This window comes from Pseudoalteromonas sp. KJ63-1, from assembly GCF_055808145.1.
In genome coordinates, this window is sequence record NZ_CM147855.1 from 2,077,078 (window position 1) to 2,097,745 (window position 20,668).

Here is a 20,668-nt window from a genome sequence, read left to right on the forward strand (position 1 = left end):
GTGGAAAAGTTACTTGAACAAATAAAAAAAGGCACCGTTTGGGCATTTCCTGGCGGCGTACATCCTCCACAGCAAAAGTCATTATCTAATAATGCGCCTATTGCGCGCCTTCCTTTGCCTGAAAAACTCGTTCTGCCTTTAAAGCAGCATATTGGCGCTAGCGGCAAGTTAATTGTAGAAAAAAGCCAGCACGTATTAAAAGGTCAACCATTAACTAAGCCTTCTGCTAACTGGTCGGTACCTGTGCATGCACCTACATCAGGCACTATTATTGATATTACGCCTATGCCATCAGCACACCCTTCTGCTTTGCCTGAATTAAGCATTATTATTGAACCCGATGGCAACGATACCTGGTGTGAATTATCGCCTTTAGCAAACCCAGCCACTGCATCACACGATGAACTCGTTGATGTTATTCATAATGCGGGGATCTCTGGCATGGGAGGCGCAGGTTTTCCAACCTACGTTAAAGCAGATATTAAGCAGCCGATTGAGTTTTTAATCGTGAACGCGGTTGAGTGTGAACCTTACATCACGGCTGACGATACTTTAATGCGCGAACATGCCGCTGAAATAATCAAAGGTATTGAGCTCATGCAACAGCTGCTCAACCCTACCCTGTGTATTATTGGCATAGAGGATAATAAGCCCGAAGCTATCACAGCCATGACTGAAGCGGCGAAGCATAACGAGCATATTTTAGTACAAACAGTCCCCACGGTTTACCCTTCTGGCGGTGAAAAACAGCTGATAAAACTACTCACTAACCGTGAAGTTCCTAATGGTGGCATTCCTGCTGATATCGGTATTTTAGTGCATAACACAGGTACTTTATTTGCGATACAGCAAGCTGTATACGAAGGTAAACCGTTAATAGAGCGCGTAGTAACAGTAACGGGTAATACTATACATAAGCCTGGCAATGTATGGGCGCTATTAGGTACTGAAATAAAACATTTACTGGATTGCCAAGGGTTTTCACCAGTACCACAACAGCGTGTCGTTATGGGCGGCCCTATGATGGGCTTTACCTTACCCACGGTTCGTATTGGCGTTGTTAAAACAACAAACTGCATACTTGCTCCAGATCATAAAGAATTAGCAGAGCCTGGCCCAGAAAAAGCCTGTATTCGCTGTAGTGCCTGTGCAGATGCGTGCCCTGCTTCATTGTTACCACAGCAGTTACAGTGGTTTGCTAAATCAAAAGAATACGACAAACTCCAAGAACATAACTTATTTGATTGTATTGAATGTGGCGCGTGTGCCTATGTTTGCCCAAGTGAAATACCACTCGTTCAGTACTACCGCGTTGCAAAAGTTGAGATTAAAGAGCAAATTGCCGAGAAGATAAAATCTGATCGCGCTAAAGAACGATTTGATGCACGTAAAGCGCGTTTAGAGCAAGAGCAAGCTGAGCGAAAAAATCGCCATAAACGTAAACCTGCAGCTAAATCTACCGAAGAGCAGCAAAAAGTAGCTGATGCCCTTGCCCGCGTTAAAGATAAAAACAGCGATGGTGACAATAAATCAGCTGTAGCAGCGGCAATTGCGCGTGCTAAAGCTAAAAAGCAAGGTGGCGAACTTGAGCCAGATAACAGTGAAGTTGCAAAAGAACGCGCAGCCCGTAAAGAGCAAGCTCGCCTTTATAAAGAGCAAAAAGCACAAAATAATGGTGATAACGAAGCTGTAGATGACAAAAAGTCAGCAGTTGCAGCCGCTATTGCCCGCGCTAAAGCCAAAAAGGCAGCACAAGCTAATGAGCAAACAGCAACTGATGACACAACAAGTGAATCTCCAGCTGCTGCCGATGATAAAAAAGCTGCCGTCGCTGCCGCTATTGCCCGTGCTAAAGCCAAAAAAGCAGCACAAGCTAATGAGGAAACAGCAAGCGATGACACTGCAAGTGAATCACCCGTCGCTGCCGGTGATAAAAAAGCCGCCGTCGCTGCCGCTATTGCCCGTGCTAAAGCCAAAAAAGCAGCGCAAGCTGCTGAGCAAACACCAAGCGATGACGCAATAAGTGAATCGCCTGTCGCCGCCGATGATAAAAAAGCTGCCGTGGCAGCCGCTATTGCCCGCGCTAAAGCCAAAAAAGCAGCGCAAGCTAATGAGCAAACACCAAGCGATGAAACTGCAAGTGAATCACCTGTCGCTACCGATGATAAAAAAGCTGCCGTCGCTGCGGCTATTGCCCGTGCTAAAGCCAAAAAAGCAGCGCAGGCTGATGAATTAGCAAAACAAAGTGAAAACACTGAGCCACAAAGCAACGATGAATCTTCAGAAGGTTCACAGCAAACAGCTCAAGAAAAAAGAAAGCCGCCGTAGCCGCCGCTATTGCTCGCGCTAAAGCTAAAAAGCAACAAAAAGAAGGAAATGATCAGTCATGAAACTAACCATGGCCAGTTCACCCCACAATCATAGTCACAAATCTGTGACACGTTTAATGTTAACTGTGATTGCGGCTTGTATTCCTGGTGTTATTGCGCAAGTTGTATTTTTTGGCACCGGTGTCCTTATCCAATTATTATTGGCGTTAGTGTGTGTAAGCGCGTTTGAAGCAGCCGTTATGTTAATGCGTAAGCGCCCTATTTGGCCTGCATTAAGCGATGGCAGTGCATGGCTTACCGGTGTGTTATTGGCAATAAGTATTCCGCCTTTAGCGCCTTGGTGGATTATTGTTATAGGGTGTTTGTTTGCCATAGTTATTGTTAAACAGCTATATGGTGGTTTAGGGTTTAATTTATTTAACCCTGCAATGGCAGCCTATGTGCTTTTATTAGTATCGTTCCCTGTGCAAATGACTGCTTGGTTACCCGTTACAGAATTACTTAATACGGGTATTACTTTTAGCCAGCAGTTAAGCTTAATCTTTAGCGACTTTACCACGTTAGGATACAGCTTAGATCAGCTCCGAGTAGGAATAGACGGCAGCACAATGGCTACCCCACTTGATACCTTAAAAACAGATATTGCTCACGGACTAACGGTGACAGAGAGCATGCAAAAGAGCGTATTTAATGAGTGGACTGGCCTAGGTTGGGGATGGGTTAACTTAGCCTTCTTACTCGGCGGCCTTTACCTGTTAAAAACAAAAGTAATTAACTGGCATATACCAGTGAGTTTTATTGCAAGCTTAAGCTTATGCGCAGCAATTGGTTATATTGCCTCGCCAGGTACAGAGCCGGGTGTAGTGTTTCACTTGTTTAGTGGTGCGACTATGCTGGGGGCCTTTTTTATCGCCACCGATCCTGTATCAGCTGCAACCACCAATCGAGGTCGCCTTATTTATGGTGCAGCAATTGGTTTAATCGTGTATTTAATTCGCACCTTTGGTGGTTTTCCTGATGCAGTTGCATTTGGGGTGTTGCTAATAAACATAGCGGTACCGCTTATCGATTACTATACACAACCAAGAACCTATGGCCATGGAGCAGTAAAATGATTATTTCTTCAATGGTAAAAAATGGCGCAATATTGTGTGGGTTTGCGTTACTAACAACGGGACTCGTTGCCACAATTAATACACTTACCGCTGATAAAATTGCAGAGCAAGAGCAGTTGCAATTAACTAATCAGCTTCAAGAAGTATTGCCACATTCCAAATACAGCAATGAGCTATCGCAAGATTGTGTAATTATATCTGATCCATTACTAGGGCCATACGACAACCAAGTTATTTATCGTGCCCGAAAAGATAACGAACCTGTGGCATTAGTCATTCGTCATGTCACCCCTAGCGGCTACAGTGGTGATATAAACTTACTCAGTGCAGTATATCGCGATGGTACCGTTGCGGGTGTAAGGGTAACCAAACATGAAGAAACGCCAGGTTTAGGTGATAAAGTTGAAATAAAAAAATCAGACTGGATCACCACATTTAATGCAAAAACAGTACAAAGCGAAAGCGACGATCGTTGGGCCGTTAAAAAAGACGGCGGCCAGTTTGACCAGTTTACTGGCGCTACAATTACACCTCGTGCCGTTGTAGGCTCAGTCAAAAACGCGGTACTTTATGCACAAGATAACTTTGATGCTCTGTTCACAGCAGCAAACGCATGCCCAGAGGTAACGCCATGAGCGAATTAAAAACCCTTTACAAAGAAGGCTTATGGGGAAATAACCCCGCCTTGGTACAGTTATTAGGTTTATGCCCTTTACTCGCTGTTACCTCTACAATTACTAATGCGCTAGGTTTAGGCTTAGCAACCTTATTGGTATTAGTGGGCTCTAATATTACCGTATCAATAGTGCGCGACTGGGTACCTAAAGATATTAGAATACCTGTGTTTGTGATGATTATTGCCGGTTTTGTAACAATTGTGCAGCTGTTAATGAACGCTTACACTTTTGGCCTTTACCAATCTTTAGGGATTTTCATTCCGTTAATTGTAACCAACTGCGCCATTATTGGCCGTGCAGAAGCGTTTGCCTCAAAAAATCCAGTGCACTTATCCGCCTTTGATGGCTTGATGATGGGCTTAGGCTTTATGTTGGTTCTGGTTGTACTTGGCGCTATGCGAGAGCTGGTTGGACAAGGCACATTATTTGATGGTGCCGATTTATTACTCGGGCCTTGGGCTGCTATATTGCGCATTGAAGTGTTTAGCTTTAATAGCCAGTTTTTACTGGCCATTTTACCACCGGGCGCATTCTTAGGGCTTGGGCTGCTGATTGCCGCTAAAAATGTAATTGATGCACAAATAAAATCAAAACAAATCGCACCGCCAGAAGCTGAAAAAGGCCCTAGAGCGCGTGTTACTAGCTTAACTTAAGGGGAAAACGCATTAACTTAATAAAGCTAATGCGTTTTAAGTTACATGAATAAAGAAAAACGTCACCAAATACTTACTCGCTTACGCAACGACAATCCACATCCTGAAACGGAGCTTGAATATTCAAGCCCGTTTGAGTTACTAGTTGCCGTTACGCTTTCAGCACAAGCAACCGATGTTGGGGTAAATAAAGCCACTCGTAAATTATTTCCGGTTGCTAATACGCCACAAGCCATTTTAGATATTGGCCACGACACACTGCGTGATTACATAAAAACCATTGGGTTGTTTAATTCCAAAGCAGCCAATGTATATAAAATGTGCCAAATATTGGTAGATCAGCATAACGGTGAAGTGCCAGAAAATCGGGAAGCGCTCGAAGCCCTCCCTGGCGTTGGCCGTAAAACTGCTAACGTTGTATTAAATACGGCCTTCGGCTGGCCGACCATCGCTGTAGATACGCATATATTCCGTGTATCAAACCGTACCAAGCTTGCCATGGGTAAAGACGTTGTAGCCGTTGAGCAAAAACTCGAAAAAGTGATCCCCAAAGAATTTAAAGTCGATGTTCACCACTGGCTTATTTTACATGGTCGCTATACCTGTGTTGCCCGAAAACCTAAATGTGGCAGCTGTATTATTGAAGACTTGTGTGAGTTTAAGGATAAAACTGATTAGCTACACCACTGATTGATTATTTATATTACTTACGCTCTAGTACACTTCTCCTCTAGCTCAGAAAATTTGGAAATTTTGGACGAAATTGACGTGATTATACCTACAAACTTTCTATACTGGAAAGCTATGCCTTGCCAATATGGAAAGTGTGTATTATATTACTTTCCATATTGGCAAGTTAATAAGAGAACATCGCGATATGAAAGATAATGAAAAAAACGTTTCGATAAACGAAATTAAGTCATCGTTAAAGGCTATCGAAAAAACAGAACAAGACACAATCAAGACGCTAAGAATGCCAATTTGGCTAAACATTTTTATATCCGGTTCATATGGTATGGGAGTGTTTTCCTGGGCTTCTACCCGACACGACAATCTGTGGATGTTGGGTGTTATTATTTCTTCTGTAGTTTTCTTTTTTGCTGTTGGAATTTACATGTACAGCAAGCGGCTTGTCGGTATAAAGCCGAAAGTATTACCGACTCACAAGTCAGAACTAAAATTTGGTTTCACTATAGCTATCTTTTTTGGCTTGGTTGTGGTGCTCTCCAGAGAGCTCTCTATACGTGAATTATGGTGGGTAGCTTATCTTGGCGGAGCTATTGGCTCGATTTCTCTCGGCTATTTGCTTTATTTTTTCCCTACAGGTAATTATCGAGCAGGTAAAAGCAACCATGTATAAGGCAGAGTTTGATCATGTTATCCATGCGCCAAATCGATTGCAGATTTGTTCGATTCTCAGTATCACGGCAGAGATAGAGTTTAAGGTTTTGAGGGAAGAATTAGATCTCAGCGAATCTGCACTTTCTAAACATTTAAAAACGTTAGTCCAAGCAAATTATGTCTGCTTGAGTAAACGAACTGATTTCGGAAGACAACGCACATGGTTATCTCTCACAAAAGAAGGGCAACGAGCCTATTTAAATCATGTAAGTGCCCTGAATGCCATCGTTAAAGGCCTATAACGTTGCATGGCGCAGTATTAATAAGGATATTTAAACCAATGGCATCGCTTAAACTACATTGTTTTCATCACAAATACTCATGGGTTTTGTGGTTTGATATTTCGCTTTTTATTGGAACTATGTTTCTGGTGAGAAATATTTATTTTTCACAATTCAATTTTATAGCGAACGGCCTTTTGTGGTCTTTCTCGACACTGATAGTTGCCATGCTTTTAATGAAACTTAGAGGAATTACCTGGCGAGATATTGGGCTGCACAAAACCGAAAGTTTCAAAAAATCCTTGATAGCAACGATCTTTATTTTTGTGTTTACGGTTATTTCTATTCTGACATTTCAGTTACTTAAAGACAGCTTGGGTTTAAACCTATCACCTGATCACTCTCACCAACAGGCAAGCTCAAAATTTGGTGATCTGTCTGGTAATTGGGGCTTGTTTATTATGATTCTTCCATTCATCTGGCTTCAGTCGATGTTAGAAGAGTTATTAGACCGCGGTTTTTTAATCAACTGGTTCGAAAAAGCATTATCAAATACCTGGTTTGCAACCGCAACTGCCGTCTTACTTCAAGCACTTATTTTTGGATTTAGACACTCATATGATCTATCAGAGCGCTCCATCACTGTTGGTTTGATTGGTATTGCCATGGGAGTAGGCTATGTATGTTTTGGTAGAAACTTATGGCCTTTAATAGTTGCACATTGCATGTTAAATACCATGTCGATGTTAGATCGGGTTTAAAGGTATTAGATTAAATACGCTCTCGAAGCCAAGAGTCTTGTAGTGTCTATTTCGGTAGAGGCTGACCTTCATGCCTTAACATAGAAACATGATCTGTTTTCACTATCTTTTGGTTGGCCTACAATAGCAGTAGACACACACATCTTCCGACTATCGAACCGCACAAAATTTGCCCCGGGAAAAGACGTGGTCGAAGTCGAACAAAAACTGCTTAAACACGTTACTAAAGAGTTTAAAGTCGACGTTCACCACTGGTTTATTCTACATGGCCGTTATGTGTGCACAGCCCGAAAACCAAAATGTGGCAGTTGTATTATTGAAGACTTATGTGAGTTTAAAGATAAGACTGAGTAATGTTTAGACTGCTTTGATACGATAACGGACATTAGCATCAATAGTTTTCAGAGATATTTTTAGTATCCATTAAACGTAGAGCTATCATCATCTTGACAGTCAACTAAGCCGCCACATTGATCATATAAACTTTAATTAAAAACACCAGTAGAAACTAAGACTTCACTTTAGAATTCATTACTCTAAGATATATAACCCTAATCATGATGAAATAAGGCAATACGTTTTCTATTATTATGAAAAATCTATTATCCATCCGCTCCTATAGCACAAAGCCAGTTCGTCACTCACATCAATTTAATCAGTTGGTTCTACCTTTACGTGGTGTCATAAATATATGTGTTGGTGATTTCAATGGAAAAGTTGCACCAAGTGAATGTGTTGTAGTTAAAGCCAACGAAGAGCACCTGTTCACTGCAAACACTGAAGCTAGGTTTGTAGTCGTAGATATGAAAAATCTTCCGCTAAATATTTCATCTTCACAATGTATTGTTTTTGCAATTAACTCATCTCTTAGAAGTTACTTAACTTTTATCGAAAACCAACTAGAAAACAAAGTTAATGCTCAATTAGAACAGGCGATGTTCGAAATGTTCAGCTTACTGCTGGCAGAGCAAACTTTATTACCAAAGGTAGATAGTCGCATTGGTACAGCAATATCCTTCATAGAGCAAAATATTGCAGAGCAGCTTCAAATTAAATGTTTAGCTGAATCTGCTTTCCTGAGTGAAACACAGTTTAAGAAACTATTTAAAATACAAACAGGTATGACCGTGATGAAGTACGTAACAAAACTTCGAATGGAAAAAGCCCAAGCATTACTTACGCATACAGATTATCCGTTACCAATTATTGGTGAAAAAGTAGGATATAAAGAACCCTCAGCCTTTAGCCGAAAGTTTTCACAATACTTTGGTCTATCACCAACTAAATTCAAAAAGTAAACTTAGTCGGAATTGTTAACTATTGCGTCTTAATTGTTAAAAACACCCTACATAATTAGCATACTATTTCTATATTGAAGTTATTATAAATAGGTCTCATTGTGGAAAATCATCACGGAAGTTTTAAAGGTGTTATGGCGATTATTGTTGCTAGTTTCTTGTGGGGGACAACTGGTACTGCTGCAAGCTACTCCCCAGATGTAAGCTCTTTGGCTATTGGTGCATTCTCTATGGGGATAGGAGGAGTGTTACTTGTAATCACAGCTCGAAAAAAGCTACTTATAGATTATAAGCTGATGCTCGAACAGCCTAAAATATTTCTCTTAGGTGTCGCTTCTGTCGCTATTTACCCATTAGCATTCTATACCTCAATGCGCTTATCAGGTGTTGCCATTGGTACTGTAGTATCTATAGCCACTGCACCTTTTTTTGCTGGAATCCTTGAACGTCTTATTAGCAAAAAGGACATTTCATTGCAATGGATGTTGAGCTTTGTCATTGGTGCTATAGGTATTGCTCTGTTAACTTTAGGTAAAGACCAGAGTAATAATAATGCTTACAGTATCAATCAACAGGGTTTGGGGATTATTTTAGGTTGTATTGCTGGTTTAACTTATGCAGGTTATTCATGGGCGGCAAGGTGTTTAATTGAAAGTGGCGTTCACTCAACATCGTCCATGTCTGGGCTATTCGGTTGTGCTGCACTATTGTTACTTCCTTCATTATGGTTTACGGGTGATAACTTATTTTCAAGTTCATCTAATGCTTTCGTATCTTTATATATGGCAATAATTCCAATGTTTTTAGGATATTTATTATTTGGTTTTGGCTTGAATTATATAGATGCAAGTAAAGCGACATTAATCACCTTAATTGAACCATTAGTTGCAACTGTTTTAGCTATAGTCATTATTGGGGAAAAATTTAAAGTAATAGGTTGGGCAGGCGTAGCTTTAGTATCACTATGCCTATTGATGCAAACAATCAAACCTCAAAAAAACTAAGGTTAGCCGTCAAAACAATGTAGATATATAGCCCTAAATATGCTCCTGAATTTGCTAAGGCTTAATGTCAGCATATGGCTAAAAGCAGTCCATAGGTTTTCCTTTTGCTATCTACCTTAATTATCTTTTGGCTGGCCGACAATAGCTGTAGATACGCACATATTCCGTGTATCTAACCGTACTAAACTTGCCATGGGTAAAGACGTGGTTGCGGTTGAGCAAAAGCTCGAAAAAGTGATCCCCAAAGAATTTAAAGTCGATGTACATCACTGGCTCATTTTACATGGGCGTTATACTTGCGTGGCACGTAAACCAAAATGTGGCAGCTGTATTATCGAAGACTTGTGTGAGTTTAAAGAGAAAACTGAACAATAACTAAAAAGTCTATTAAAGCTGTCCGTGGGGATTCAATTTTCACACTTCAGTTGTGTATTAACTACTGCATTATATAGTTAAATTACTATTCATTAACCTACATTCTCTATAAAGCAACTTCGCTATTTAAAAGCTATCATTGCTTAACCAAGCAAAGAAACCCAACACTAATAGTGAGAAAACAGTAATGATATAAGGAGATAATGCTGCAAAATCATTAAAGAAAACGAGTTCTTCAGTGATGCCGCCTATCAGTGGAATAGCCAAAGAGCATGCTAATAGCATGGCCACAGTCATCACCTTCAGACGAAACTTATTCTTTGTCTTAATACTGTTGATAATATCATCAACAAATTGCTGATCTACTATACGTGTATGGTATTGCAATAACGAAAGTAGAAGTGAGTCATCGTTAGTATTCATGGTGTATCCTTTGATCTTTGCTATAGGATCTTTATTTTAAAATATTTATTATTGATGAACTTTATCCATTAACTTCTGCTTGCCTCGGTTGATATGAGACTTAACCGTACCCAAAGGGAATTTTGTTATCGTCGATATCTCTTGATGACTCATACCAGCACTAACAGATAAAGTAACACAAGTCCGCTCTGCTATATCTAAACAATTCATTAAGCGCTCTATTATCAAGTCTTTCTCAGTGTCTTCAAATTTAGCTCTGAAAATAGATAAATCCAAGCCGTCAACTTCATGTTGGTGATAAACTTTTTGCTTATATTTTAAGAAACAATTGTAGGCAATTTTATGTGCCCAGGTACTGAAAGAAGATTGGCCTAAAAAAGTATCGAGTTTTTGGTAAATTCTTAAAAAAGCTTCCTGTGCAATATCATCCGCAGTTGCTTGATCTCCAGCGTTTAATCGGCGTAGAAATTGTCGTATTGCACCTTGGTATTTTTTTATAAGCGTAGCAAAAGCATGTTGATCACCACTGTTGATAACTCGAGCGATAAGTGTGTTGTCATCCACCACTATCAACTGTTCTTTTTATTCAGCATTTTGGTTTGTTTTCCAACAAAGGAAAAAGGCAACGCCTAACAATAATGGAAAAATACCAATAGCAAGCCCAATACGTATTTCATTAACGATGAACCCTGAAAGAACACAGGCTAACCCAACACTTGCTAAGGCTAAAGCACGACGTAAATCGATAATTTTTTGTGATTTGAATGTTCCGAGCTTTTCCAATAACTCTGGCGTGATACTTTCTCCTTTGTCTAATAACTGGCGTATGGTTAGTTGAATTTCCTTTTTATTCTTCCCACTGGCAATAGCATTAACAATTACCATAATAGTTAAACAGATAGCACCTGTAATCGGTATCCATAAATCAGACATTTTTTCCTCACTTTAGTTAAGTGTAAATTTAATTAGATATTACTTAGATACCACGGCAATGATATTTAGATGCAGAATATTATTTTTTATTTGAGTTTATGATTATTTCATTATGCCCTTAAAAAACAAACCAAAAACTCATTGATTTTATTAGTTTTTTAATTTTTAAATATTTTGCATCTAAAGTTGTTTTTTTCAGTATCTAAGTTGGTGTCATATAAATTTAAATTAAAGAGAACATATTAATGATTTCAAAATACATCTTAAAAATAACATTGATTGTCACAACAATAATTTGCTTGCAAGGAACTGCGATTGCGAATGAATTCACAAAGAAAATAGATCATTTATTGCTTGAAAAATTTCAGCCAAACGCTACAGGTGCTGTTTTCTTAGTGGCTAAAGATGGTGTACCTATTTATAGAAAAGCATTCGGTAAGGCTAATATTGAGTTAGATGTTGATATGAAAGCTAACAATGTATTTCAAATGGGTTCAATGACTAAGCAGTTTACAGCACTAAGTATATTGATATTACACGAACAAAAAAATTAGACGTAAATGATAATATTGCTAAATATTTACCTAATTATCCTAATGGTGAAAATATTACTTTACACCACCTTTTAACCCATACATCTGGTATTAAAGACTTTACTAAAATGAAAACGTTATGGGCTGTTGCAAAAAAAGATCTGTCCCCTCAAGAGTTAGTAGATTTTTTCAAAAATGAGCCTGTAGATTTTAATCCCGGAGAAAAATTTAAGTATAACAACTCAGGCTATGTACTTTTAGGCCATATTATTGAAATAGCTTCTGGAGAAACATATGAAGATTTTGTTGAAAAGCAAATATTTAAAAAGCTTAATATGAAAGACTCCAGATACGCAAATGACAGAGAAGTAATAAAAAACAGAGCATACGGTTACCATAACAAAGGGCAATACACTAACAGGGTAATGGTGAGCCTGAGCATACCCTACTCATCAGGTTCATTAATGTCGACAGTAGATGATATGCTAATTTGGCAACAAGCTATCGATAAGCATCTATTAGTAAAACAAAGCACTGTAGAAATGGCTTTTAGCAAATATAGACTAAATAATGGCGAGCCAATTTCTTATGGTTATGGTTGGCATTTAAAAGACTTAAACGGTGTGCCAACAAGAGAGCATGGCGGCAGTATATTTGGCTTCAAATCAATGGGTGTGTATATCCCAAGTCAAAATCTATATGTTATTGGGCTCACTAATTGCGACTGCAATTCACCGACTCAAATAACCAGAAATATCGCCGCACTCTTTATAGAAAATAGCTAATAATGGCATTGTTCTGCAAGCTTTATCGTTTAACTAATAAAAGATAAACATCCTGACTAAATACAAAAATTTATCGATGCTGATATCTGATTTATTTAATATCAGCTCAATGATAAACAACTCTATCTACTTTCCTTATACTTTGGCTGGCCGACAATAGCCGTAGATACGCACATATTCCATGTATCAAACCGGACCAAGCTGGATATGGGTAAAGACGTGGTTGCGGTTGAGCAAAAACTCGAAAAAGTGATCCCCAAAGAATTTAAAGTCGATGTGCACCACTGGCTCATTTTACATGGGCGTTATACTTGCGTGGCACGCAAACCTAAGTGTGGTAGTTGTATTATTGAAGACTTGTGTGAGTTTAAAGATAAAACTGACTAGCCTAGAGCAAATAATATTAATCAATAAAAACAAATAACCAGAATAAAATTTTGCGCTCATCACAGCCATTGAAATTTTGCTATTGAACCTTCTATGATACACGCTTACAGTCAGTGGTGAGCGTTATGGCTTTCAATTTAACTTTTCCTACCTTACTACTTATTTAATCGATTAAAAACAAATCATTCACGCTATAACTACTTTGTTTCGACCAGAGTTTTTAGCTTCATATAGAGCAACATCAGCTCTTTTAATTACTGATTCATAGTCTTTATCGCCAGGCGATATGGACTTCCCATAGTTTGCTAGACACCCAATAAGTTACATTGTAACTTCTAATAAGAGGTGTTTTATGAGCAAAGGCAAACGTTTTACCCAAGAGTTTAAAGAAGCGGCTGTTAAACAAGTTACTGAGCGCGAATATTCAGTTGCAGAAGTCGCTGAACGGTTAGATATTTCTACTAAAACGCTATATCACTGGCGAAGCCAATTATCAGATAAACCTAAATCCGTTCAACCATCCGATGAAAAATTAAAGATCGCTAAATTAGAAGCGCAATTGAAACGTGTCACGGAGGAACGGGATATTTTAAAAAAGGCCGCAAGGTACTTTGCCAGCAACCCCGAGTAAAGTACGGCTTCATTCGTGATCATCAAAGTGAGTTTTCCATTACGACGATGTGCCGCCTTTTTAAGCTGCATCGCAGTGGTTTTTATGCGTGGTTGAAAAAGCCTTTAAGCAATAGAGCGCTTGAAGATAATCGCTTGTTGAAGCTCATTAAAGCGTTTTATGTAGCCAGTGGCGGCACATATGGTAGCCCTTGGATACATGCAGACTTGCGTGAAGCCGGTGAGCGGTGCAGCGCAAATTGGGTATAAGCGTCGCCATATTAAAGTCGGTAAGACATCGCGGATTGCAGATAACTTATTAGCGCGTCAATTTAACCCACCTGCGCCGAATCAATCATGGGTGAGCGACATAACTTATATAAGAACTTATGAAGGTTTTTTATATGTGGCAACAGTAATGGATTTATTCTCTAGGCGTATTGTGGGTTGGTCGATGGATAAAAATATGGATAAGCGCCTTGTGATAAACGCACTGCTGATGGCTGTATATCAACGTCAACCGAAGGCTGAGGTAATGGTGCATAGTGATCAAGGTAGTCAATACGGTAGCGCTGACTATCTCGCATTTATGAAAGAACATAATCTTGTGCCGTCGATGAGCCGTGCTGGGAACTGTCATGATAATGCGGTTGCTGAAAGCTTTTTTGCGACAATTAAAAAGCGAATAGTTAAGCGTAAGATATACTCGACACGCGAAGATGCGAAAGGTGAGATATTCAATTTTATAGAAATGTTTTACAATCCAAAAAAGCGCCATTCACACACAGGCGGTGTTTCACCTGCTAAGTTTGAAGAAGCGTACTATTCTGAGTTAAAAACTGTCTAGTGAAAGCTGGGAAGTCCAAACAGAAGTAAATCTGATGCGTCATGGTATACCTTATCGTACGCACGAAGCCGCTCATTCTTCTTATTAATTTTTGACTGCCTCACGGCGAAAAGAAAACTTAAGGAAGAAACAGCTAAGCTTCCGAGAGATATGTAAATTGCGATCTGTAATTTCTCTGCCATAATTTCTCTAGTGTATTTAACGCCGCATTAAGCGGACTAAAACAGTTGGTTATAATGTGGAGCGAAACGAAACCAAACCAACTGTTTTGGTTCCGTTTAAACACCTTGTTAGCACTTTTTTGCGAATGCAGACTCTAGTACTTTTTCTTGTGCAAGAGAAATCATTTTCAAAAATATGGTGCAGTCTAAACTAGGGAACAAAAATAAAAATTTAGAAAATGTAATTATTGACGATAGCATTGCTAGATTAATAGGTGTCTCATAACCATAATGACTTGGACCTACAACAAGTACAGCACTATTAAGCTTTGAAGTTGCGAAATTTGCATAATTAACCCCAGATGGAGCATGGATCTTCTCGCATGCTAAGGTAAAGTAAGGTCGATAGTGATCTAAACCAACTTTTACTTCTAAGTCATATAAGTTAGGACGATTTCCTTTATAGCCGTTCTCTTTCAAAAATGGCATTGCCCAAAAATAATCTGATTTATTATAATCATCGCCTAGTTCTTCAAGCGAAGCCGCTTTTAAAGAAGCAATTGAATCTAATTCAGATTGCGTATATGGCTTATGATCTAATTTAACAGCATAATCGCTATAACACTTTGCACCTTTAGCATTCTTAATATTTTCAGACAAAAGATAATATTTGGCGGATTTTTTAGATTCAAAAATAACACAAGAGCATACAGCTAATTCGTGGAGTGTTCGCCACCGAGTCATTGCACCATCAGGGTAACCAGCCTCAATTAACGCTTGAATTTCTCTAAGAACTAACACAGATTTAGCATGAAGCTGTGTCAAAGCAACAAACCTAAGATCGAGGCAATCATCCGTTTTTAAAACAAACTCGCGATACATTGATGCAATATCTAGGTAACTGGCAATATAAAAATCAAAGAGGTTAAAAGTGGCTCCCCAATATTCCATATCTTACCTTGTGACTCTCTTCGACTTTTTAAACCATCTTCCAAAGCATCTAAGCTATCATTTAAGATTTCGCTTGCTACTCCCGAAATAAAGCTGTCAATTTCAGCCTCTGTCTTACTTTCAAATGATTCTTCTTGCTCTATTTTCTTATGAATTTCGCCGAACGTATATTCCACTAGAATGGCTCACTAATTTGGTTCAATAGAATAGTACTAACATCTTATTATGTGGACGTCTCATTAATATGCGTCTACGACTATCTAGTTAAAATACCATAAGTCTAAGTTAATTCAATTTGTTACTAAGGAAGAACCGGTTCTGACATAACTTTATCGCGATCTACTGAGAATTCTCAGTAATGTGAAAATAAAGACGCTTTACATTTTATTCAAGGTCCGCTTATCGCTCATAGCTGTAATTCAGATATGAGCTACAACAGCTCAATAATTAATGCGCATTTCAGTATTACTTTTTGTTTATTAATGTATGTGCCTGACTTTGGTGCCTTTCATTTTTCATACCTTGTAAGTCAATTTAAATAAAAGCTATTTATTCGTGATTTGGCGTAATTATTGGCACATTTTCAAACTATTAATTTCACAACAGTTAATCCATTCGTTATGCTGTTGAGCATAATAAAATTATAGTCCGGACCCTCTATGTTACCCTTACTTCGTATATTGTTAATTGAGCAAGACCCTAGCACCTTAAAAGAACTTTCGACGAATCTGTCGAAAGTTATCCCTAATTTCGAGCGAAACGATATTCATATCGATATTATTGAGTACCTTGAGCTTGAACAAGCACTGGAGTGTGTAAAGGAAGATGGTGATATTCAGGCCGTTGTACTTAGTTGGGATGTGCAAAATAAGGTTGGCGAACGCACTTATAGTCGTTTTATCGAGCAGCTAAAGGGGATCCGACTTGAGTTACCTGTGTATGTTATTGGTGACGACACAGAGGGGCTGGAAATCGTTAATGAGTCGGAGGAGATTGAGTCATTCTTCTTTAAAGATGAAGTAATCTCAGACCCTGAAGCAATTTTAGGTTATATGATTAACGACTTTGATGATCGCTCAGAAACCCCATTTTGGACAGCGTACCGTCGCTATGTTGGCGAGTCGAACGATTCATGGCACACTCCAGGCCACAGTGGCGGTTCTAGCTTTAGAAATTCTCCCTATATTAAAGATTTTTATCAGTTTTATGGCCGCAATGTGTTTGTGGGTGACTTGTCGGTGTCAGTCGATTCGTTAGGCTCATTATCAGATAGCACCAATACCATTGGCCGTGCCCAAGAATCAGCTGCCGCTACGTTTGAGGTGAAGCATACTTACTTCGTCACTAATGGGTCATCCACTTCAAATAAAATCATCTTGCAGACACTGCTTCGCAAAGGCGATAAAGTGATTATTGACCGTAATTGCCATAAATCTGTGCACTATGGCATTTTGCAATCAGCCAGTTTACCCATTTATTTGTCGAGTATTTTAAACCCTAAATATGGGATTTTTGCGCCACCGTCGTTGGCTGATATTAAACAAACAATAGAACAAAATAGCGATGCGAAATTGCTGGTTCTTACCGGTTGTACTTACGATGGCCTACTGAGCGACCTTAAACAGGTAGTCGAGTTTGCTCATCAACATGGTATTAAGGTGTTTATCGACGAAGCGTGGTTTGCTTACTCGCTATTTCATCCAAGTTTACGGTATTACTCTGCGATTCATGCTGGCGCTGATTATGTCACTCATTCAGCGCACAAAGTGGTATCAGCATTTTCTCAGGCATCGTATATCCATGTAAACGATCCTGATTTTGATGCTGACTTCTTTCGCGAGATTTACAGTATTTATGCCAGTACATCGCCGAAATATCAGCTTATCGCTTCTCTTGATGTGTGCCAAAAACAATTGGAGATGGAAGGCTATAAGTTACTCAATGCCTTGTTAAATCATGTCGACGAATTTAAGCAACAGATGGCATCACTAAAGCAGATTAAAGTGCTTGGTAAACAAGAGTTTATGGAAATATTTCCGCACTTTAGTGGTGATAACATGGGCCACGACCCGCTAAAAATACTTATCGACATTAGCGAATTACCCTATTCATTAAAAGATATTCATAAGTATCTGCTGGATGAAATTGGCCTAGAAATAGAAAAATACACCCACAGTACTATTTTGGTGTTACTAACCCTTGGCGGCACGCGTTCGAAGATCATTCGTTTATATAATGCGTTGAAAAAACTCGATAGTGGCAAGGTAAAACTAGCCACATCGACACGACGTTCTCGCTTACCGGAGAATTTACCAGCTATAGACTTAGCCTGTATTCCAAGCGAAGCTTTTTATGGCGAGCGCGAATCGGTAACTATTAGCAAAAGTAACAACCGCATTTGTGCCGGTTTAGTTACGCCCTACCCGCCAGGCATTCCGCTTTTGGTTCCGGGGCAACATATTACACAAGAGCATATAGACTACCTTAAAGAATTGGCTGGACAAGGATTAACGATTCAGGGCAGCTTTGATGGCGAAATCTATGTTCTTAAAGGTAAAGTTGAGAAGTAAAAATATCGTGTAATACAGTATTATGATTAGGAATTGCTTATAATCGTACTTTATAGATTTCAAAGAATAAATTGAGGTAAATTTAAATGCGTTTACTACATACTATGTTACGGGTTACTGATCTAGATAAATCAATTGCCTTTTACACTAATGTGCTAGGTATGAAAGAGTTACGTCGTGCTGATAATGAAGAGTATCGCTATACCCTTGCATTCGTCGGCTACGGTGATGAAACTGATACAACAGTACTTGAACTGACCTATAACTGGGATACTGACAGCTACGATTTAGGTAATGCCTATGGCCATATAGCGATTGAATTTGATGATATTTATAAGGCCTGTGAGGATATCAAAGCAGCTGGCGGTAACGTTAGTCGTGAACCAGGTCCAGTAAAAGGTGGCAAAACGGAAATTGCATTTGTTAAAGACCCTGATGGATATGCAATTGAACTTATTCAGAAAAAATCATAAATAATCACGGGTAGTATTTTACCCATAAAAAAAGGTGCCTTGAGCACCTTTATCGTAATTGACTATCTTTACTGCCACGGCGATTAAACGCGTTAGCATTACTTGGTAGCCCTTCTAATTCCGCTTGGCATGAAATACAATAGCGCACGCCTGGTAACGCTAACCTTCTTGCTTGTGGTATCCTCTCGTCACACTCATCACAAAGTTCAGCGCTCGCTCCTGAAATTAGGTTACTTCTCGCGTATTGCACAGCATCATTAACACTTGCATCTATTTGATCTTGAATTGCGCCATCTCGCGCCCATCCACTTGCCATAAATCCTCCTCATTCTTTGGAAGTTTTATGTAGATTAACAAGTAGAATATTTATAAGCCCTGAATAAAAAACACAGCTACTTTTAATTAAGTCTTTTTGAGGTTGAACAATACTTGAGTGGATATCATGAATCTAGGCTTTGATAAACCTAAATATTTAATTTAGAAAGGTATTTTATAGACGAGCGTAAAAGTGCTTGAACAGATAGTTTTTTATCTTAATAACACATACCTACTTTAGAAAAAGTAAGTGGCGTCCCCAAGGGGATTCGAACCCCTGTTACCGCCGTGAAAGGGCGGTGTCCTAGGCCTCTAGACGATGGGGACGCAGAAATTGGTTTGCAAATCACTGATTTGCTATTTCTGTGTAAGATGAGCCGAGCCTGTGAGGCGAATGGCATTATCTTCTCAGAAACATTTTCTGTGTCACTAGGACAACTGAAAGTTTAGACTCGATTCAGACGAGCTTTAATAACACTACCCTACTGTATAATAGTAAGTGGCGTCCCCAAGGGGATTCGAACCCCTGTTACCGCCGTGAAAGGGCGGTGTCCTAGGCCTCTAGACGATGGGGACACTAAAAAGTGTCACTAGGACAACTGAAAGTTTAGACTCGATTCAGGCGAGCTTTAATAACACTACCCTACTGTATAATAGTAAGTGGCGTCCCCAAGGGGATTCGAACCCCTGTTACCGCCGTGAAAGGGCGGTGTCCTAGGCCTCTAGACGATGGGGACACTAAAAAGTGTCACTAGGACAACTGAAAGTTTAAACTCGATTCAGGCGAGCTTTAATAACACTACCCTACTGTATAATAGTAAGTGGCGTCCCCAAGGGGATTCGAACCCCTGTTACCGCCGTGAAAGGGCGGTGTCCTAGGCCTCTAGACGATGGGGACACTAAAAAGTGTCACTAGGACAACTGAAGGTTTAGACTCGATTCAGACGAGCTTTAATAACACTACCCTACTATATAATAGTAAGTGGCGTCCCCAAGGGGATTCGAACCCCTGTTACCGCCGTGAAAGGGCGGTGTCCTAGGCCTCTAGACGATGGGGACACTAAAAAGTGTCACTAGGACAACTGAAAGTTTAGACTCGATTCAGACGAGCTTTAATAACACTACCCTACTATATAATAGTAAGTGGCGTCCCCAAGGGGATTCGAACCCCTGTTACCGCCGTGAAAGGGCGGTGTCCTAGGCCTCTAGACGATGGGGACACTAAAAAGTGTCACTAGGACAATTGATTAGTTAAACTCACATCCTGAGCTTTTAAGGTAATGGCGCAATAGTACAAATAAAGACTCGAGCTTTATGTGTTACGCTATTTTCTCGGTAAAACCGCCTTTAACTAAAAAGTTAAGTGGCGTCCCCAAGGGGATTCGAACCCCTGTTACCGCCGTGAAAGGGCGGTGTCCTAGGCCTCTAGACGATGGGGACACAGAAAACTGTTACCCTAGGACAAACACTAAAAATTGGTGGAGCTATGCGGGATCGAACCGCAGACCTCTTCGCTGCCAGCGAAGCGCTCTCCCAGCTGAGCTATAGCCCCAACTTATTCAATACGCTCGGTGATAACCACGTCGTGTATCGCTTAGTGCGGGGCGCATTCTATGCACCCCCCAAAATAAAGTCAACAGTTTTTTGTGCGACATTATTTAAATGGTTTAATTTTCAACAAACTGGCTATCATACATGCTAAAAAGTAGATTTTCATAGTATTTAGTAACCATGAGTTACGTTAAGTGTGCCACATTTGCGTTTGAGTTGAGAATAACGACTTTATAATACTAAAAGCACCTATTTACATCGGACTCAAAAGGTATACATTTATATGCAAATTGAG

At 39.6% G+C, this 20,668-nt stretch carries 19 protein-coding genes, 8 tRNA genes and 5 pseudogenes; 17 read left to right on the forward strand and 15 right to left on the reverse strand.

Features of this window, described 5'->3' with window-relative positions:
* The 12 genes and pseudogenes from rsxC to AC0L7Q_RS09885 form a co-directional block, all read left to right on the forward strand.
* Window positions 1-2,328 (forward strand): electron transport complex subunit RsxC, encoded by a 2,328-nt coding sequence (rsxC, locus tag AC0L7Q_RS09830; RefSeq protein WP_418157299.1) that lies wholly within the window; start codon window positions 1-3, stop codon window positions 2,326-2,328.
* A 58-nt stretch (window positions 2,329-2,386) separates the two neighbouring features.
* Complete coding sequence (gene rsxD / locus AC0L7Q_RS09835; protein WP_008115238.1) at window positions 2,387-3,445, forward strand: electron transport complex subunit RsxD; 1,059 nt, start codon at window positions 2,387-2,389, stop codon at window positions 3,443-3,445.
* Window positions 3,442-4,080, forward strand: a complete 639-nt coding sequence (gene rsxG, locus AC0L7Q_RS09840) for an electron transport complex subunit RsxG (RefSeq protein WP_413402497.1) — start codon at window positions 3,442-3,444, stop codon at window positions 4,078-4,080. The genes rsxD and rsxG overlap by 4 nt, the downstream gene beginning before the upstream one ends.
* Window positions 4,077-4,775 (forward strand): electron transport complex subunit E, encoded by a 699-nt coding sequence (locus AC0L7Q_RS09845; RefSeq protein ID WP_413402499.1) that lies wholly within the window; start codon window positions 4,077-4,079, stop codon window positions 4,773-4,775. Before rsxG ends, AC0L7Q_RS09845 begins: the two co-directional genes overlap by 4 nt.
* A gap of 45 nt (window positions 4,776-4,820) precedes the next feature.
* Window positions 4,821-5,453, forward strand: a complete 633-nt coding sequence (gene nth / locus AC0L7Q_RS09850) for an endonuclease III (protein ID WP_413402502.1) — start codon at window positions 4,821-4,823, stop codon at window positions 5,451-5,453.
* 199 nt (window positions 5,454-5,652) lie between these two features.
* Window positions 5,653-6,135, forward strand: a complete 483-nt coding sequence (locus tag AC0L7Q_RS09855; protein WP_303497641.1) for a hypothetical protein — start codon at window positions 5,653-5,655, stop codon at window positions 6,133-6,135.
* Entirely contained in the window at window positions 6,128-6,418 is a 291-nt protein-coding gene (locus AC0L7Q_RS09860) for a transcriptional regulator (RefSeq protein WP_409423423.1), read from the forward strand. Before AC0L7Q_RS09855 ends, AC0L7Q_RS09860 begins: the two co-directional genes overlap by 8 nt.
* A gap of 38 nt (window positions 6,419-6,456) precedes the next feature.
* On the forward strand, window positions 6,457-7,158 hold the full coding sequence (locus tag AC0L7Q_RS09865; RefSeq protein WP_409423424.1) for a CPBP family intramembrane glutamic endopeptidase: 702 nt from the start codon (window positions 6,457-6,459) through the stop codon (window positions 7,156-7,158).
* Window positions 7,159-7,263: 105 nt separating this feature from the next.
* Window positions 7,264-7,512 (forward strand): annotated as a pseudogene (locus tag AC0L7Q_RS09870) (endonuclease III); the annotation flags it as partial.
* 236 nt (window positions 7,513-7,748) lie between these two features.
* Entirely contained in the window at window positions 7,749-8,456 is a 708-nt protein-coding gene (locus AC0L7Q_RS09875) for a helix-turn-helix domain-containing protein (protein ID WP_016900424.1), read from the forward strand.
* A 134-nt stretch (window positions 8,457-8,590) separates the two neighbouring features.
* A complete protein-coding gene (locus AC0L7Q_RS09880; RefSeq protein WP_096038569.1) occupies window positions 8,591-9,460 on the forward strand; it encodes a DMT family transporter in 870 nt (289 codons plus the stop codon).
* A 123-nt stretch (window positions 9,461-9,583) separates the two neighbouring features.
* Window positions 9,584-9,835 (forward strand): annotated as a pseudogene (locus tag AC0L7Q_RS09885) (endonuclease III); the annotation flags it as partial.
* 126 nt (window positions 9,836-9,961) lie between these two features.
* Here the strand turns inward: AC0L7Q_RS09885 and AC0L7Q_RS09890 are convergent.
* From AC0L7Q_RS09890 to AC0L7Q_RS09900, 3 genes are read right to left on the reverse strand one after another with little or no spacing between them, the layout of a single operon-like run.
* Entirely contained in the window at window positions 9,962-10,258 is a 297-nt protein-coding gene (locus AC0L7Q_RS09890) for a hypothetical protein (RefSeq protein ID WP_058552696.1), read from the reverse strand.
* A 48-nt stretch (window positions 10,259-10,306) separates the two neighbouring features.
* On the reverse strand, window positions 10,307-10,822 hold the full coding sequence (locus AC0L7Q_RS09895; RefSeq protein WP_409423425.1) for an RNA polymerase sigma factor: 516 nt from the start codon (window positions 10,820-10,822) through the stop codon (window positions 10,307-10,309).
* A gap of 18 nt (window positions 10,823-10,840) precedes the next feature.
* The gene (locus AC0L7Q_RS09900) at window positions 10,841-11,191 is read right to left on the reverse strand and encodes a DUF6249 domain-containing protein (RefSeq protein ID WP_058552694.1); all 351 of its coding nucleotides are present in this window, start codon (window positions 11,189-11,191) and stop codon (window positions 10,841-10,843) included.
* Window positions 11,192-11,436: 245 nt separating this feature from the next.
* On the opposite strand from AC0L7Q_RS09900, the pseudogene AC0L7Q_RS09905 reads away from it, so the two are divergent.
* Together AC0L7Q_RS09905 and AC0L7Q_RS09910 are read left to right on the forward strand one after the other, a co-directional pair.
* Window positions 11,437-12,509 (forward strand): annotated as a pseudogene (locus AC0L7Q_RS09905) (serine hydrolase domain-containing protein).
* A 126-nt stretch (window positions 12,510-12,635) separates the two neighbouring features.
* A pseudogene (locus tag AC0L7Q_RS09910) lies at window positions 12,636-12,896 on the forward strand (endonuclease III); the annotation flags it as partial.
* 186 nt (window positions 12,897-13,082) lie between these two features.
* Here AC0L7Q_RS09910 and AC0L7Q_RS09915 read toward each other — a convergent pair.
* Window positions 13,083-13,214 (reverse strand): diguanylate cyclase domain-containing protein, encoded by a 132-nt coding sequence (locus tag AC0L7Q_RS09915; RefSeq protein WP_409425576.1) that lies wholly within the window; start codon window positions 13,212-13,214, stop codon window positions 13,083-13,085.
* Between the two features lie 34 nt (window positions 13,215-13,248).
* Here AC0L7Q_RS09915 and AC0L7Q_RS09920 point away from each other — a divergent pair.
* Window positions 13,249-14,352 (forward strand): annotated as a pseudogene (locus AC0L7Q_RS09920) (IS3 family transposase).
* Between the two features lie 290 nt (window positions 14,353-14,642).
* Here the strand turns inward: AC0L7Q_RS09920 and AC0L7Q_RS09925 are convergent.
* Together AC0L7Q_RS09925 and AC0L7Q_RS09930 are read right to left on the reverse strand one after the other, a co-directional pair.
* Window positions 14,643-15,464, reverse strand: a complete 822-nt coding sequence (locus tag AC0L7Q_RS09925; protein WP_409423426.1) for a DUF5677 domain-containing protein — start codon at window positions 15,462-15,464, stop codon at window positions 14,643-14,645.
* Window positions 15,407-15,640 carry a hypothetical protein gene (locus tag AC0L7Q_RS09930; RefSeq protein WP_409423427.1) on the reverse strand — a complete coding sequence of 78 codons (234 nt, stop codon included), beginning with the start codon at window positions 15,638-15,640 and terminating at the stop codon, window positions 15,407-15,409. Before AC0L7Q_RS09930 ends, AC0L7Q_RS09925 begins: the two co-directional genes overlap by 58 nt.
* 483 nt (window positions 15,641-16,123) lie before the next feature.
* On the opposite strand from AC0L7Q_RS09930, the gene AC0L7Q_RS09935 reads away from it, so the two are divergent.
* Window positions 16,124-18,034 (forward strand): aminotransferase class V-fold PLP-dependent enzyme, encoded by a 1,911-nt coding sequence (locus tag AC0L7Q_RS09935; protein ID WP_409423428.1) that lies wholly within the window; start codon window positions 16,124-16,126, stop codon window positions 18,032-18,034.
* A gap of 86 nt (window positions 18,035-18,120) precedes the next feature.
* Window positions 18,121-18,507, forward strand: coding sequence for a lactoylglutathione lyase (gloA, locus tag AC0L7Q_RS09940; protein WP_413402509.1), 387 nt, complete (start codon window positions 18,121-18,123; stop codon window positions 18,505-18,507).
* Between the two features lie 49 nt (window positions 18,508-18,556).
* Here gloA and AC0L7Q_RS09945 read toward each other — a convergent pair whose 3' ends face one another.
* The 9 genes from AC0L7Q_RS09945 to AC0L7Q_RS09985 form a co-directional block, all read right to left on the reverse strand.
* Window positions 18,557-18,823 (reverse strand): DksA/TraR family C4-type zinc finger protein, encoded by a 267-nt coding sequence (locus AC0L7Q_RS09945; protein ID WP_055013360.1) that lies wholly within the window; start codon window positions 18,821-18,823, stop codon window positions 18,557-18,559.
* 250 nt (window positions 18,824-19,073) lie between these two features.
* Window positions 19,074-19,149, reverse strand: a tRNA-Glu gene (locus AC0L7Q_RS09950).
* Window positions 19,150-19,322: 173 nt separating this feature from the next.
* Window positions 19,323-19,398, reverse strand: a tRNA-Glu gene (locus tag AC0L7Q_RS09955).
* A gap of 85 nt (window positions 19,399-19,483) precedes the next feature.
* A tRNA-Glu gene (locus AC0L7Q_RS09960) sits at window positions 19,484-19,559 on the reverse strand.
* 85 nt (window positions 19,560-19,644) lie between these two features.
* Window positions 19,645-19,720, reverse strand: a tRNA-Glu gene (locus AC0L7Q_RS09965).
* An 85-nt stretch (window positions 19,721-19,805) separates the two neighbouring features.
* Window positions 19,806-19,881 (reverse strand) — tRNA-Glu (locus AC0L7Q_RS09970).
* Between the two features lie 85 nt (window positions 19,882-19,966).
* Window positions 19,967-20,042, reverse strand: a tRNA-Glu gene (locus tag AC0L7Q_RS09975).
* 144 nt (window positions 20,043-20,186) lie between these two features.
* Window positions 20,187-20,262 (reverse strand) — tRNA-Glu (locus AC0L7Q_RS09980).
* Between the two features lie 36 nt (window positions 20,263-20,298).
* Window positions 20,299-20,374: transfer RNA gene (locus tag AC0L7Q_RS09985), tRNA-Ala, on the reverse strand.
* Window positions 20,375-20,668: the final 294 nt, after the last annotated feature.

Bases quoted from the DNA above. Each gene is read 5' to 3' on its own strand.
- gloA (WP_413402509.1), top strand. From the start codon at position 18,121: ATGCGTTTACTACATACTATGTTACGGGTTACTGATCTAGATAAATCA.
- rsxD (WP_008115238.1), top strand. From the start codon at position 2,387: ATGAAACTAACCATGGCCAGTTCACCCCACAATCATAGTCACAAATCT.
- AC0L7Q_RS09900 (WP_058552694.1), bottom strand. From the start codon at position 11,191: ATGTCTGATTTATGGATACCGATTACAGGTGCTATCTGTTTAACTATT.
- AC0L7Q_RS09865 (WP_409423424.1), top strand. From the start codon at position 6,457: ATGGCATCGCTTAAACTACATTGTTTTCATCACAAATACTCATGGGTT.
- nth (WP_413402502.1), top strand. From the start codon at position 4,821: ATGAATAAAGAAAAACGTCACCAAATACTTACTCGCTTACGCAACGAC.
- AC0L7Q_RS09945 (WP_055013360.1), bottom strand. From the start codon at position 18,823: ATGGCAAGTGGATGGGCGCGAGATGGCGCAATTCAAGATCAAATAGAT.
- AC0L7Q_RS09845 (WP_413402499.1), top strand. From the start codon at position 4,077: ATGAGCGAATTAAAAACCCTTTACAAAGAAGGCTTATGGGGAAATAAC.
- AC0L7Q_RS09875 (WP_016900424.1), top strand. From the start codon at position 7,749: ATGAAAAATCTATTATCCATCCGCTCCTATAGCACAAAGCCAGTTCGT.
- AC0L7Q_RS09890 (WP_058552696.1), bottom strand. From the start codon at position 10,258: ATGAATACTAACGATGACTCACTTCTACTTTCGTTATTGCAATACCAT.
- AC0L7Q_RS09855 (WP_303497641.1), top strand. From the start codon at position 5,653: ATGAAAGATAATGAAAAAAACGTTTCGATAAACGAAATTAAGTCATCG.
- AC0L7Q_RS09880 (WP_096038569.1), top strand. From the start codon at position 8,591: ATGGCGATTATTGTTGCTAGTTTCTTGTGGGGGACAACTGGTACTGCT.
- AC0L7Q_RS09860 (WP_409423423.1), top strand. From the start codon at position 6,128: ATGTATAAGGCAGAGTTTGATCATGTTATCCATGCGCCAAATCGATTG.
- AC0L7Q_RS09935 (WP_409423428.1), top strand. From the start codon at position 16,124: ATGTTACCCTTACTTCGTATATTGTTAATTGAGCAAGACCCTAGCACC.
- AC0L7Q_RS09925 (WP_409423426.1), bottom strand. From the start codon at position 15,464: ATGGAATATTGGGGAGCCACTTTTAACCTCTTTGATTTTTATATTGCC.
- rsxG (WP_413402497.1), top strand. From the start codon at position 3,442: ATGATTATTTCTTCAATGGTAAAAAATGGCGCAATATTGTGTGGGTTT.